This is a genomic window from Planococcus circulans, from assembly GCF_020023385.1.
Taxonomy (GTDB): domain Bacteria; phylum Bacillota; class Bacilli; order Bacillales_A; family Planococcaceae; genus Planococcus.
This window is the reverse complement of sequence record NZ_JAIQCL010000010.1, coordinates 77,766-91,763: the sequence shown is the minus strand read 5'-3', so window position 1 is coordinate 91,763 and position 13,998 is coordinate 77,766. Positions and strand designations below refer to the sequence as shown.

The window sequence follows — 13,998 nt, the reverse complement described above, 5'->3', positions numbered from 1 at the left end:
ATGCAATTCCCTCCTTAGTTTCTACCTCTTACTATACGGGAAACACTGGCAAATGTTTCACTGGAAAAGGAAATTTAAACCGAAATTTTTCGGTTTGCTTTTCGAATTCCGCGTGCCTCCATAAACTTAGAGGAAGTGAACAAAATCAAAGCGCTCCAAATCAACGAGAAGGAAATCATGTCAACAGCATCAAAAGCCTCTCCGTAAATCCAAACCCCGATCAGCAGCATCAAGGAAGGAGCGATGTATTGAAGGAATCCGATCATGTAAAGCGGGATCAACGGAGCACCGATGGCAAACAGCAATAAAGGCAGAGCTGTAACCAATCCACTGGCGATCAACAGGACATCCGTCGTCAGTCCCGTTTGCAAAAAGGCGACTCGATCGATCGACATCAAATAGACATAGTAGGCAATCGCAATCGGAAAAACGAACAGGGTTTCGATGGCCAACCCGCGCAGGGCATCCAATTTTATGGTTTTCTTGATCAAACCATAAAATGCAAAACTGAAAGCCATTCCAAGAGCCAGCCACGGCAAGGAACCAAATGAGAAAGTTAAGATCAAAACACCGGCTGCAGCCAGAAGAAAAGCGACTTTAATGGCCGGAGACAATTTTTCTTTCAGGAACAGGGCGCCCAATAACATGGAAATCAACGGGTTGATGTAATAGCCCAAACTGGTCTCGACAATCCGGTCATGGGAAACCGCATAAACGTATAGAAACCAATTGGCAGAAATCAGGAACGATGCCAGCATTAATAAGAAGAATTTTTTCTTGGATGTCCACAACATTTTCAGATCCAGCCAAAGTTGGCGACCGCCATTCAGCAGAAGAATAAAACCGAGTGTCATCAAGAACGACCAAATGATTCGACCTGCCAGGATTTCATCCGCCGGAACATGGTCGATCTGTTTCCAGAAAATCGGCATGAATCCCCATAATGTATAAGTTAAAATAATGACCAAAACACCTTTTTTAGAATCTGTCATCCTGCATCGCGCACCAATCTATTTATATTTTGTATTTCGAAATAATAGTCTCATTATAGGCTGGCTTTACGCAGAATGTAAATAAAGACAAACTCCCATCATTAAAGGAATTTGCCCCATGTAAAAAATGAAAGACTCCAAAAAAATAGCCGGTCCTTGAACCGCACCTTCCTTATCAGTGAATCCTGGCAAAAAAAGATACAGTTCATTTTCCAGCTGTTGTTATTTCTTCACATTTTCCTGTTGGCGCAACTCGACACGACGGATTTTTCCGGATGCGGTTTTCGGCAATTCCGTGCGGAAATCGATGGATCGCGGATATTTATATGGGGCGGTCAACCCTTTCACATAATCCTGCAGTTCTTTCACCAACTCGTCTGAAGCTGTATGGTCCTCTACCAGCACCACAAAGGCTTTGACGATAGTGCCGCGGATTTCATCCGGTGCGCCGATGACAGCACATTCCTGGACAGCCGGATGCTTCACCAGCGCGTCCTCCACTTCGAACGGCCCGATTGTATAGCCGGACGAAATGATGATGTCATCTCCACGCCCTTCAAACCAGAAATAGCCATCATCGTCTTTCGACGCTTTATCGCCGGTCACGTAATAGTCTCCACGGAATTGCATGCTGGTGCGTTCCGGATCTTTGAAGTATTCTTTGAACAGGGCTGGCGTCTCCACATGGACGGCAATATCCCCGACTTCGCCGACAGGGCATGGCTCGCCAAAATCATCGATGATTTCCACACGGTTGCCAGGTGTCGGTTTTCCCATGGAGCCGATGCGGGATTCCATCCCCTTCATCACGCCGACCAGCAACGTGTTTTCAGTTTGGCCATAGCCGTCCCGTACTTCCAACCCGAAGTTCTCTTTAAAGACATTGATCACTTCTGCATTGAGCGGCTCTCCTGCAGACACGGCACTATGCAATGCGGACAAGTCGTATTTCGACAACTCTTTTTGCTTCGCCATCAAACGATACTCTGTCGGCGTACAGCACAGCACATTGATCTTGCGTGTTTCCAGAAGTTCCAAATAAACAGCCGGGTCGAATTTTCCGTTGTAGACAAAGCCGGTAGCCCCGCTTCCCAGAGTTGCCAGGAACGGACTCCAGATCCATTTTTGCCATCCTGGGCTTGCCGTCGCCCACACGATATCCCCTTCCTTCGCGCCAAGCCAATGTTCAGCGGATGTGCGAAGATGCGCATATGCCCAGCCATGGCTGTGGACTGCACCTTTCGGATTGCCGGTAGTTCCCGACGTATAGGAAAGAAACGCCATATCGTCTTTTTTAGTCGGTGCTGCTATGTATTCTGTAGACGCTGCTGCCATTTCATCCAAAAGGGAAATCCAGCTTTGGTCGGATTGGCCGATGACAAACTTGACCACATTATCCATTTCCTTTACGCCTTCAAATTGATCCATAAATGGTTCATAAGCGATGACTGCTTTTGCATCACTATGATTCAACCGGTAAGCAATATCTTTCGCCCGGAGCATCTCAGAGCTTGGTATTACTGCCAACCCGGCCTTCAATGCGCCGATATATGCAACATACGCCTCGATCAGACGCGGCACCATCACCAGCACCACATCGCCTTTCACCAGTCCCGCTTTTTCAAAGCTATTCGCTGCACGATTCGCCCGTTGCATCAACTCATCATATGTAACTTGTAGTTTTTCACCTTTGTCACTTTCCCAGAGGACGGCCAGCTTGCCGTCCCCTTTGGCGTAGCGCTCAATCTCTTCCACCAGGTTATACGAATCCGGCGCTATCAATTCTTCTCGTCCCACGATGATTTCCTCCCTGCAGATGGTGTAATTATTATACTCCTATCATTATACAGGAAGTTTTTAAGTATTCATATTATTTCATATAGTTGGACTATGAGGTGAGGTGAGGTGCGGCGGTTTATTTAGCCCGTCCATAGTTGCCACTGTTCAAAGCACAGGCGCGTGAAATTGCGGGTGATTCCGGGATGAGGTGCGGTTTTTGGTGTCTGAGGTGCGGAAAATGGCCCGTGAGGTGCGGTTTTACCCGTTTGAGGTGCGAAAAATGATCCGCGAGGTGCGGTTATCGCCGTTCGAGGTGCGGTCGCAATAAAATCAACAAAAAAAGAACCGCCTATGATAGATAGGCGGCTCAACACTTACAATAGATCTTCAAATTGATTTACTTTAACACGCGGAAACTTGATGACTTCCCTCTCTGCTACTGCTTCCTCGATTAATCCATCGAATGATACGAAATTTTCGTAGTACTCCACTTTTTCAAGCTTCGGTTTCGTTTTCGGATTAGCCGGCGTGAAGATGGTGCAGCAATCCTCGAACGGGCGGATGGAAATATCATAAGTTCCGATCTGCTGTGCTGTATCGATGATCTCCAGTTTATCCGTCGCAATCAACGGGCGCAGAACCGGCGTATTGGTTACAGCGTTGATGGCCTGCAGACTCTCCAATGTCTGGCTGGCGACCTGCCCCAGGCTCTCCCCCGTAATGATGGCACGGCAATTGGTCTCAGCCAATACCAGATCAGCGACGCGCATCATCATGCGGCGCGTAGACGTCATGGTGATATTGTCCGGCACCTGCTTATGCACTTCCTGTTGAAGCCGGGTGAACGGAATGATGTGAAGATTGATGGACGATCCGAACTGCGAAAGTTTTTCAGCCAAATCGAATACCTTTTCTTTGGCACGCTCATTGGTGAACGGCGGACTGAAGAAATGGATCAGCTCAAGCCGGACGCCGCGTTTCAACATATGGTAGGCGGCAACCGGACTGTCCAAGCCGCCTGACAGCATCAATAAAGCTTTGCCTCCTGCGCCCACCGGCAAACCGCCTGCGCCTTGAATGACTTCCGCCATCATATAGACCGCTTCTTCACGCACTTCAACTTTCAAGTCGATTTCAGGATCCTTCATCTGGACTTTCAAGTCCGGAAAAATCCTAAGCACATGGGAACTGAGTTCTTTCATGATTTCCGGCTTTTCATGCGGAAACTCCTTGAATGGCCGTTTCACGGATACCTTAAAGCTTTTGTCGGTATCCGTGATTTTCGCAATCACCGCTTCCGCTGTTCGCTTCATGGCTTCCAGATCCAATTCACAGGCAGTCACCGGACTGAATGATCGAATGCCGAACACATGCGGCAGACGCTCAATGACTTGTGCCAGTTCCTGTTCATCGTCTGAAGTGATGAACATCCGATCGCGTTCTGCTTTGATGTGGAGGTTTTCTAAATCGGAAAAGGTCTGTCTGACATTGTCGCGCAGTCTTCCGATAAATGAACTCCGGTTTTTCCCTTTAGTTGATAATTCACCATAACGCACAAGAATTTGATTGGTTTTCATAACAGGTTAAACTCCTTTAATTATGCGGTAGACCCGCTTAAATGCGCTCTGCAGCGCGTTGATATCTTCTTCAGTTGTAAACGCGCCAAAACTGATGCGCATGACGCCGTCTTTGAATTCACGCGGCAGGCCGATCGACTGAATCACATGGCTCGTATCCCGGCTTTTAGATGAACAGGCGCTTGAAGTGGAGACGATGATGGACTCTTTCTGCAGCCCCGATACAAGAATCTCCCCTTTAATCCCTTTAACCGCCACCGCCAAAATATGCGGAGCCGCTCCTTCAGGACTGACGATCTTCACGCCATCGAACTCCGAAAAAAACTGGCGCAAGGTTTTATTCCATTGCAGATGCAGCGGATTCGGCTTTGCCAGTCTTAAGGCTTTTGCCAAAGCGACTGCATGCGGAACGGAAACGGTCCCGCTGCGAATTCCCGACTCCTGCCCTCCACCGTATTGGATGGCCTGCAATTCGACGCCGGAATATGCCAGTAGCCCGCTGCCTTTCAGTCCATGGACCTTGTGCCCCGATACGGACAATAGATCCGGCATGCTCGTTGAATCGAACGCCAACTTTCCGATGCTTTGGACAGCATCCACATGAAAGATGATCCGGCGTTTTTTCAGCAGACGGGCAATTTCAGAAATCGGATGAAGGGTCCCGATTTCGTTATTGATGTGCATCAGCGATACCAGAATCGTATCGCTTCGCAATGAATTCTTCAACTCATCCACATCGATTTCCCCGTAATGGCCAACAGGCAGACGCGTCACTTCAAAGCCTTGCTGTTCAAGAGCAGCCAGGCTGTACAAGACGGATGGATGCTCTGTTGCAGCCGTGACAATATGCTTGCCCCGGTGCTGGTAGCTTTTGGCTGTGCCGATCAATGCCAGATTATTTGCTTCTGTTCCACCGGAAGTGAAAACGATACGATCCATGTTCAATAATTCTTTTAGTTGGCTGCGCGCAGATTCCAGCAGGTCTTCTGCCTGATTGCCCATCATGTGCAAAGATGCCGGATTGGCGTAGAACTGCTCACTTGCTTTGACGAATGCATCGAGCACTTCTTTTTTTGGCTGTGTTGTTGCGCTGTTATCCAGATAAATCATTTTTCCACCTCCGAAAAGAAAACCACCAGCTCATATGCTGGTGGTTTTACATGTTGTTTTTAGATGCGCCACGCGTCTTCTTTGACCAGCACTTCGATGCGTTTCATCGAACCGGGTTCAAAGTTTTCGACTGCAGTAGCCGCTTCTTCCAATGCTTTGGTGTAACGAAGCTGGCGGAATGATTCTTCGGCTTCTTCCAGCTTGGCATCCAATTGCAGATTGGATTTACGGTAACGGTTGCCGTATTGGATGATGCGTTCGATCAACAATACATTTTCAACCATTTCGACCGCTTTTGCATGGACATCATCAATGCTTTTCTCAGCTTGCTCCATATAATTATGGACCAATTTAATATTCAATGGCACTTCACGCAAGGACTGAATCACGACAAAAAGTTGTTCTTCAGCTTCTTCGAGACGCACATCCATATCTTCAGGAATGCCTGGGATATTGGCTTTGTGCAGAATGCGATCCGTTTCCTGCAATTTGCGTTTCAGCTGTTCCACTTTAGCGCGTGCATTGTTCTCTTCGATACGGAGACTCTTCAATGCCGTCATGAAATCAATTTGCGTCGAATCGACAATCGACAGATCCTCACGTATATGAACCAATTCTTCCTGAAGGCTTGAATACGCCGATTGATCTTCTTCCAGACGTGAACGGAGCAGATCATACCGTTTCGCTAATTGCTCCATCTTCTCCATACAGGACTTCGGAATGGCCGCTTCGCTTTCGCTGATTTTATAGCTGTGCTGAACGTATCGGCATTCTTCTTCCATCTCTTTTGTATCGCGTGCCACAACTTCCAGATGGCGTTCTGTATCCACTCGATATTCGTCGACGTAATGTTTCGCTTCCACTTCTTTTTCAAGAAGTTCATAAAACGAATCGATCCGGTCCTTCATTTTTTCCACTGCAATTTTCGTTTGGGCAATTTCCAGTTGTGCGATGTTCTCTTTCAGCACTTCCAGCTCTTCTTCCATCTCATCCAATTGAAGCGTCAATTCCAAATGCCCAAGGTAATAGGACTGTTCTTCCATTTCGCTCTTGCCTTGACGCAATTCCGCGATATAAGAAGGAATTTTTGTTTGGACATCCGCCAATAACGGTGGAATGTCGTCAACCAACAGAAATGCTTCTTCGCCTTCAGTTGATAGGCTGATGACAATTTCACGGGCTTTCAAGTAATTGCCTTCGTTGGTCAACTTTTCATATTCATCGAATAATGGAATGAATGACTCGAGTTTCTTCTCGAGCGGGGCAGCTGCAGCACCGTATGAATGCTGGTGAGCCAGCAAATTTTTGCGTGCGCGGCGATATTTTTCCTGGATGAGGTCGATTTCGCTGCGGTTTTTTTCTTCGCTGCCGATCAATTCTTCCAGTTCCACCAAAATGCCATTCATCTGTTGATCGACATTGTCGATCTTGATTTCAGTTTCCTGTTCAAGCTTTGTCGCTTTATTGAATCTGAAACGGTTGATCGCCTCTTCAGCATCATATAAGGAAGCATCAATTTTCGGAATATGCACATCCATGATTTCTGTCCATACGTTGCGCCAGCGTTCAAACATTTCTTCCGTCTGGCCGTTCATGTTCAATTGTTTCACTTTTGTCAGTTCTTCAAGTATCGGTTTATTTTGTATTTGCAGTTTTAACTGTTCCAAGCGCTCAATTTCAGCCAAATGTTTTTTGCGAAACATAAAGCCGATGATCATTATCGCTAATAGAATGATGACCGCAATGATGATATACTCCATCATAAGTCATATAGCCCCCTGTTCCAAAATCACATTACCAGTTATACGTAAATGTATTCATGATTCTTTTATTTTAACATGTATTCTACTCTTTTGTTTGCCAAATTAGAAGAAAAGCGATTATATTTTTTAATAGACGGAAAAGAGGATGTTTTAGATGAAACGAGACGGTCATATTCATACACATTTTTGTCCTCACGGGACAAAAGACTCAACCAAATCCTATATTGAAAAAGCGATAAAGTCCGGGTTTACAGATATTTCTTTTACTGAACATGCACCGCTGCCAGTTAATTTTACAGATCCTACGCCTGATCAGGACAGCAGTATAAGCATGGAACACCTAATGCCTTATGTGGAGGAAATTACCCACCTGAAGAATGTTTATCAAAAGGATATCCGCATCCGTATAGGATTGGAAGTCGACTTTATCGCAGGATATGAAAAAGAAATCCGCTCCTTTTTGAACGATATCGGTCCGAGCCTTGACGATTCCATTTTATCCGTCCACTTTCTCCAAGTGGGCAAGCGTTATTTTTGCGCTGACTTCAGCAAGGAAGTGTTTGCGGAATTGGCAGCGGCAAGCGGTTCTGTTGAGGCTGCCTACCAGCTTTATTATGATACTGTGGAAGCATCCATTCAGGCAGATTTGGGGCCATTCAAACCCAAACGGATCGGCCACCCGACATTGATCCATAAATTCCAATTGGCACATGGGGAGAAGATCAACGACAGCGCACAGATTCGCCATATCCTGCAGTTAATGAAGAAAGCTGGCTGCGAGCTCGACGTCAACGGCGCCGGCTTCTCAAAACCCGATTGCCAGGAAGCCTACCCACCCCTCCCTTTTATCGAATATGCAAAATCACTCGGTATTCCCTTGGTCTTCGGATCAGACGCCCATAATGTCAATGGCTTGCATAAGCATCATGAGAAAATTTATACTTATTTAAGTTGAACCGGTTATCTATAGAATTGCATTTGCGTTACGCAACCGCCTCCGGATTTTCTTCCTAATATGAACAGGTGGTTTTGAATACTAAGATCACATCAAACTCAAAACGAAATGAGGCAATCATCCATGTTTACACAAACCGATTACAGCGGCAGCAGTTTAGAACAATACACGATGCTTTCAAAGCAATTGCAAGCTTTATTGGAAGGCGAAAACAACAGCATCGCCAATTTGAGCAACGCTTCTGCTTTGCTTAACCAATTTCTAGAACGCACCAACTGGGTTGGGTTTTATTTGATGGAAGATGGCGAGCTGGTACTGGGTCCTTTCCAGGGGCTTCCGGCATGCGTCCGTATTCCCGTCGGCAAAGGGGTATGCGGCACTGCGGTTTCCGACAAGAAGACGATACTGGTAGACGATGTCCAATCATTCCCCGGCCATATCGCCTGTGACGCTGCGTCCCGTTCGGAAATTGTCATTCCGTTGATGAAAGAAGACCAAGTGATTGGCGTCCTTGATATCGACAGCCCGGAACTGAGCCGCTTTACGGAAGAAGATCGGCAAGGTCTGGAACTTTTCGCTGAGGTTTTAGCGAAGCATCTTTAATAGCAAGACCCTGGACTCGGATACCTGAGTCCAGGGTCTTTTTTAGAGGCTAAAAGCTGTTTCCGTCCGTTTCTAAATTTCCTGGAGTTTTGGTTTTACTTTTTCAACTGCCTTCTCCAGATCTTCGATCAAGTCATCCGTGTGCTCCAATCCGACCGACAGCCGCAATAAAGAATCGCTGATGCCCATCGCCAGTCTGTTTTCAGGTGGCACGACGGCATGCGTCATCGATGCCGGGTGCTGGATCAGCGTCTCTGCATCACCCAGGCTGACTGCAATCTTAATGAGTGATAGCGCATTCAGGAAAGCTTGTGCTTCTTTTTTGCCGCCTTCGATTTCAAACGAAATCAACCCGCCGCCTTGCCGCATCTGCCGTTTGGCAATTTCAACCTGCGGATGCTGATCGTCGAAAGGATAATAGATTTTCTTCACTATGTCCTGTTGTTTCAGAAAGTGCAATACGGCTTGGGCATTGGCGACATGCCGATCCATCCGCACATGCAGGGTTTTTATTCCTCTGAGCAATAGCCAGGCATCAAACGGTGACATGATGCCGCCGACATCTTTTTGGACCGTCATCCGGATATGCTGCATTTCATCTGCGTCACGCCCCACCAACACTCCTCCGACTACATCCCCATGGCCGTTCAAGTATTTGGTTGCGCTGTGCAAAACGAAATCCGCCCCCATCCGCAATGGATTCTGCAGGTAAGGCGAACTGAAGGTGTTGTCCACTACGACGCGGATGCCATGTCTTTTCGCTACTGCCATGACCGCTTGCAGATCCACCAGTTCCATCGTCGGATTGATCGGTGTTTCCACATAGATGCACACAGTTTCCGGTCGGATTGCCTGTTCCACTTCCTGCTCGGTTGTCATGGACACCAAATCATGCGTAATCCCATATTTTTCTTCCATGATTTCCAGCAAACCGAAAGTACAGCCATAAATCCCCCTCGAGCAAAGGACGTGATCGCCCGCTTTGGTCAAATAAATCAGAGTGGCACTGACAGCAGCCATCCCTGAACCGAAAGCGAGTGCTCCCTCGCCCCCTTCGATTTCCGTCATCCGTTCCTCCAGTACGCGGACTGTCGGATTGCCGAGCCGCGAATAGATATTGCCTTCACAATTCCCTGCAAACCGGTCTTCCCCCTGCTCTGCATTTTCAAAAGAATACGTGGAGGTCTGATAAAGCGGTGTCACTAAACTGTCATGGTGCTTCGAGCTGTCATAGCCCTTATGGATAACCGCCGTCTCGATATTCATTTCTTTTTCTCTCATCAAAATCCACCCCTTAGCTGAAATAGAAAGCGCTTACATACTACCTTGATTTCATTCTACATGGAACGATTTAAAAAAGGAAGCCGGCACTTCCAACTATCTCCCGGCTTCCGGTTGACTTAAGGATCCAAAATCGGTTATACTATGCTTTGTGTAAAATAATCGCAGCAGTTGTATGTGCGTGTTCGTCCATTTTATTCCTCATTGTAGGTGTATCGCGTAACTCTTTGGCTGCTGAGCGAAGGTACAAGAATATAAAATGGCTTGCAGCATGAATGCATCTGGTTTTTATTTTACTCTAAAAACCAAAAACAGAGGAGGAGACTACTATGTCTCGTTATACAGGTCCATCATGGAAACTGTCACGCCGTTTGGGAATTTCCCTTACAGGTACAGGTAAAGAATTAGAAAAACGCCCTTACGCACCAGGTCAACACGGTGCTAACCAACGCAGAAAAGTTTCTGAATATGGTTTGCAACTACAAGAAAAACAAAAACTACGGTTCATGTACGGAGTCAACGAACGTCAGTTCAAAACTTTGTTCAACAAAGCCGGCAAAATGCCTGGTAAGCACGGTGAAAACTTCATGATCCTTCTTGAAGCTCGCCTTGATAACGTTGTTTATCGTTTAGGCCTTGCGCGCACTCGTCGCCAAGCTCGCCAAATCGTAAACCACGGTCACATCCTTGTTGATGGCAAACGCGTTGACATTCCGTCATTCAGCGTGAAACCAGGACAAACAATTGCTTTCCGTGAAAAATCAAGCAACCTTGATGTAGTAAACGAAGCAATCGAAGTAAACAACTTTGTTCCTGAATACGTAACTATCGATACTGATAGCAAAACAGGAACTTTCGTACGCCTTCCAGAGCGCAGCGAATTGTCTGCTGAAATCAACGAACAGTTGATCGTTGAGTACTACTCACGTTAATTGAAAAATTACGTAATGGTAGTGTTGAAAACCCTCGAAACCTTGTTAATTCAATGGTTTCGAGGGTTTTTTTGTTTTTCCGGATTCTTTGTACGGGCCTCGTCCGGGAGGCATTTTTTTCTTTACTGCAAACAAACTCCGGTTTACTGCAAACAAATTCCTTATTCCGCAAACAACAAGCCCGATTCCGCAAGCAAACCAGCGTATTGCGCAAACAACAACACAAAACGCATAAAAAAATCCCCGGAGCCGCCGACCGCTCTGGGGATTTCCACTGTATTTAGACTAAATGGACTCTATTTTGTTTTAATGCTTGAGCAAGTGTGTTGTAGACTTCGATATCGATGAACTTAATGCCCAATTGCACCGCCGTTTGGGCGATGACTGGACTGATGCCTGACAATGCCACTTGCACTCCGATGATTTCCAGCCCTTTGATCAGTTGGAATACCTGCTGGGCCACCATCGTATCGATTAGTGGGACGCCGGATAAATCGATGAACAGCTTTTCCAGGTTGTGCTTGGAGCTTTGCGCCAGCGCTTTTTCGAACATGATTTCTGCGCGGTGCGGTGTGATTTCACCGATCAACGGCAGCATGCCGGTCTTTTTAGCCAGCAGAATGACAGGTGCACTCATTTCCACGATCATCTGCTGCTGGGAATTCATCCGTTTTTCTGCAGCTTTTGAATTCTTGTCGGTGAACTCAACGATGACTTTACCGATGGTTTGAACGACTGCTTTCGTCCATTCCACCAACCTTTCGTGGCTCACCTTATCTTTATGGCTTAAAGCATAGGCTCCAATTTCCTCGAGGTACTGCTGCTGTGTTCGGAAAAACTCCTCGATGACCTCTACAATCGGTGTATCCAAATGCGCTTCATCTTTTGCAATCGTTTCTATCCAATCCTGAAAATCTGCTACAAATTCATGGTTTTCCTTTTCGAACATGGCACAAAACCGCAGATGGAATTCGTGATTCTGTTTTTTCAGCAAAGCGACTTTCTCAGGATCGGTCGAACCGTAAACTCCGGCTTTGCTTTTGTCCAAAGAGCTATACCACTCCTCTGTCATTTCCCAGGTTCGGTTGCTTAAGTGTTCAAATAAGTCTTGATCTTTCAACATTTAACAGCTATTGCAATAAATCGACAGAAGAAACTGAGATGACTCAATCCTCCAGACTCTTCTGCCCCTCCGGCAATAGCTTCACCCCGCTCTCACTTAAAATTTCACTTCAGTTATTTATTTAATCAACATGAATTGCATTTTCTTCCACTCATTATGCCTACCCATCTGCCGGTAAGTTAAACACTCAAAATCACGGTCTCCTCCGCTTTAAAAACAGGATATGTATCGGCACCGGTTAATTCACCGTCTCCTTTATCATACTTTGTTTGTATAATTTCATCAATTGAGAAGAAACTTTTTCTTGAGACATGTTAAACTAATGAAAAATGGAGGTGGAGCCGGATGCGAATTATTTCAATTTGTCCGAGCAATACAGAATTACTGGCGTTTTTGGATGCTGAACACCTGCTGGTCGGCATCGATGATTTTTCTGACTGGCCAAAAGAAATCACGGCATTGCCGCGGTTGGGGCCTGACCTGTCAATCCGGATGGATGAACTCGAGGCATTGGAACCTGACCTGGTTTTGGCGTCCCTGAGTGTTCCAGGTATGGAAAAGAACGTCGACGAACTGGTTCGAAGAAAAATCCCCCACCTTGTACTCGATCCCCAAACACTGGAGGAAATCGGGCAAGATCTGTTGACGGTGGCTGATGCCTGTGGAATAGACGCCAATGCTGTACATGCTGAATACCTGCACGTTATTGAAGACATCAAATCACGGGGACAAAAAGCAGGGTCCCGCCCTTCCCTTTACTGGGAATGGTGGCCAAAGCCTGTCTTCACTCCCGGCAACATCAATTGGCTGACGGAGATCAGCAGCATGACCGGTGCCCGCAACCTATTCGATGGGACCGATTCCGCCAATATCCAAACAGATTGGGCTGATGTACGCGAACGCCAACCTGATTACATCCTGCTTGCCTGGGTCGGCGTCTTGAGCTCGAAAGTCAAACCGGAACTTGTCAAAAAACGTCCCGGATGGAATGAAATGAAGGCAATCGACCACATTCATGTCATGGAGGAAGAACTCTATTGCCGCCCTTCTCCAAGACTGATTGAAGGCGCTATCCGCCTGGGTAAATTAATTCATCCTGAGGAATTCCATGATATGGAACTGCCGCGCTTCATAAAAGAAAAGCAGATTTAAATTTATAAGTTGATTGACGGAGCCGGCCGCTAGAGTGACCGGTTCCCAATCGAAAAGGCCATCCAATCGAGGATGGCCTTTTTTTCTATCGCTTCACTTTACAATCCAGCTTGCCCGCGACGTCCACCGTCCAACGGATCATTATCCACCCGGCTCCGGTCGCCTCTTATCGTCGTCGTACTGTCATTGCCGATAAGCGGATCGCGCTCTCCTGTGAATGTATCGCGGTCATTGCGGTCGGGTATCGAACTTCTGTCATCCTCGACCAGCACCAGTATTTTTCCTTCATTAAAATGCGTTTCGTACCGTTCCGCTTCATCGTCCGGTATTCCCATGCCGATGAGAGCACCGGCAAGCCCACCTACTCCAGCGCCTGCAGCAGCACCTGTCAAGCCAGCAGCTATCGGACCAGCTGCAACAATAGGTCCAATCCCAGGAATGGCCAAAGCACCGATACCTGCCAGCACTCCGCCGAGGCCGCCCAACACGCCGCCTGTCGCTGCACCTGCAGCAGCGCCTTCTCCTGCCTGTGTTCCGGTTTCTTCCGCAACAGCTTCGGTTTCGCGCTTATCTTTACTCAAAACTGATATTTCCTCACTGTTGTGGCCTTCCCGCTGCAACTCTTCAATCGCACGGATGGCTTGGTCTTCTGTTTCATAAGATCCAACTACTCTTGACATTTCTAACGCCTCCCTGAAGTTTTAGTAAAGTCAATCGTCGTTCATTTCCCA

The 13,998-nt window shown here is 46.9% G+C and carries 12 protein-coding genes; 4 read left to right on the top strand and 8 right to left on the bottom strand.

What is annotated here, in order from left to right:
* Positions 1-74: 74 nt before the first annotated feature.
* The 5 genes from rarD to ezrA form a co-directional block, all read right to left on the bottom strand.
* Positions 75-992, bottom strand: coding sequence for an EamA family transporter RarD (gene rarD, locus K8U60_RS15700; protein ID WP_223642226.1), 918 nt, complete (start codon positions 990-992; stop codon positions 75-77).
* 222 nt (positions 993-1,214) lie between these two features.
* Positions 1,215-2,789, bottom strand: a complete 1,575-nt coding sequence (gene mbcS, locus K8U60_RS15695; protein WP_223642224.1) for an acyl-CoA synthetase MbcS — start codon at positions 2,787-2,789, stop codon at positions 1,215-1,217.
* A gap of 356 nt (positions 2,790-3,145) precedes the next feature.
* Positions 3,146-4,348, bottom strand: a complete 1,203-nt coding sequence (gene thiI, locus K8U60_RS15690) for a tRNA uracil 4-sulfurtransferase ThiI (RefSeq protein ID WP_223642222.1) — start codon at positions 4,346-4,348, stop codon at positions 3,146-3,148.
* A 6-nt stretch (positions 4,349-4,354) separates the two neighbouring features.
* Positions 4,355-5,458, bottom strand: coding sequence for a cysteine desulfurase family protein (locus tag K8U60_RS15685; RefSeq protein ID WP_223642220.1), 1,104 nt, complete (start codon positions 5,456-5,458; stop codon positions 4,355-4,357).
* A 59-nt stretch (positions 5,459-5,517) separates the two neighbouring features.
* On the bottom strand, positions 5,518-7,221 hold the full coding sequence (gene ezrA, locus K8U60_RS15680) for a septation ring formation regulator EzrA (protein ID WP_223642217.1): 1,704 nt from the start codon (positions 7,219-7,221) through the stop codon (positions 5,518-5,520).
* A 154-nt stretch (positions 7,222-7,375) separates the two neighbouring features.
* Here ezrA and hisJ point away from each other — a divergent pair, with 154 nt between their 5' ends.
* Together hisJ and K8U60_RS15670 are read left to right on the top strand one after the other, a co-directional pair.
* Positions 7,376-8,176, top strand: coding sequence for a histidinol-phosphatase HisJ (gene hisJ / locus K8U60_RS15675; protein WP_223642209.1), 801 nt, complete (start codon positions 7,376-7,378; stop codon positions 8,174-8,176).
* Between the two features lie 123 nt (positions 8,177-8,299).
* A complete protein-coding gene (locus K8U60_RS15670) occupies positions 8,300-8,779 on the top strand; it encodes a GAF domain-containing protein (RefSeq protein WP_223642207.1) in 480 nt (159 codons plus the stop codon).
* Positions 8,780-8,851: 72 nt separating this feature from the next.
* Here the strand turns inward: K8U60_RS15670 and megL are convergent, their stop codons facing one another.
* Complete coding sequence (gene megL / locus K8U60_RS15665) at positions 8,852-10,060, bottom strand: methionine gamma-lyase (RefSeq protein WP_223642205.1); 1,209 nt, start codon at positions 10,058-10,060, stop codon at positions 8,852-8,854.
* 329 nt (positions 10,061-10,389) lie between these two features.
* On the opposite strand from megL, the gene rpsD reads away from it, so the two are divergent.
* Positions 10,390-10,992 (top strand): 30S ribosomal protein S4, encoded by a 603-nt coding sequence (rpsD, locus tag K8U60_RS15660; protein ID WP_008429073.1) that lies wholly within the window; start codon positions 10,390-10,392, stop codon positions 10,990-10,992.
* A gap of 280 nt (positions 10,993-11,272) precedes the next feature.
* Here the strand turns inward: rpsD and K8U60_RS15655 are convergent, their stop codons facing one another.
* Entirely contained in the window at positions 11,273-12,040 is a 768-nt protein-coding gene (locus K8U60_RS15655) for an STAS domain-containing protein (RefSeq protein WP_223642203.1), read from the bottom strand.
* 420 nt (positions 12,041-12,460) lie between these two features.
* Between K8U60_RS15655 and K8U60_RS15650 the strand changes: the two genes are divergently transcribed.
* Positions 12,461-13,267 carry a cobalamin-binding protein gene (locus K8U60_RS15650; protein WP_223642201.1) on the top strand — a complete coding sequence of 269 codons (807 nt, stop codon included), beginning with the start codon at positions 12,461-12,463 and terminating at the stop codon, positions 13,265-13,267.
* A gap of 98 nt (positions 13,268-13,365) precedes the next feature.
* Here K8U60_RS15650 and K8U60_RS15645 read toward each other — a convergent pair whose 3' ends face one another.
* A complete protein-coding gene (locus K8U60_RS15645; RefSeq protein ID WP_223642199.1) occupies positions 13,366-13,947 on the bottom strand; it encodes a general stress protein in 582 nt (193 codons plus the stop codon).
* Positions 13,948-13,998: the final 51 nt, after the last annotated feature.

Excerpts from the sequence above, each read along its gene's own strand:
- K8U60_RS15650 (WP_223642201.1), top strand. The coding sequence starts at position 12,461 with ATGCGAATTATTTCAATTTGTCCGAGCAATACAGAATTACTGGCGTTT.
- rpsD (WP_008429073.1), top strand. The coding sequence starts at position 10,390 with ATGTCTCGTTATACAGGTCCATCATGGAAACTGTCACGCCGTTTGGGA.
- megL (WP_223642205.1), bottom strand. The coding sequence starts at position 10,060 with ATGAGAGAAAAAGAAATGAATATCGAGACGGCGGTTATCCATAAGGGC.
- K8U60_RS15685 (WP_223642220.1), bottom strand. The coding sequence starts at position 5,458 with ATGATTTATCTGGATAACAGCGCAACAACACAGCCAAAAAAAGAAGTG.
- hisJ (WP_223642209.1), top strand. The coding sequence starts at position 7,376 with ATGAAACGAGACGGTCATATTCATACACATTTTTGTCCTCACGGGACA.
- ezrA (WP_223642217.1), bottom strand. The coding sequence starts at position 7,221 with ATGATGGAGTATATCATCATTGCGGTCATCATTCTATTAGCGATAATG.
- K8U60_RS15670 (WP_223642207.1), top strand. The coding sequence starts at position 8,300 with ATGTTTACACAAACCGATTACAGCGGCAGCAGTTTAGAACAATACACG.
- thiI (WP_223642222.1), bottom strand. The coding sequence starts at position 4,348 with ATGAAAACCAATCAAATTCTTGTGCGTTATGGTGAATTATCAACTAAA.
- rarD (WP_223642226.1), bottom strand. The coding sequence starts at position 992 with ATGACAGATTCTAAAAAAGGTGTTTTGGTCATTATTTTAACTTATACA.
- K8U60_RS15645 (WP_223642199.1), bottom strand. The coding sequence starts at position 13,947 with ATGTCAAGAGTAGTTGGATCTTATGAAACAGAAGACCAAGCCATCCGT.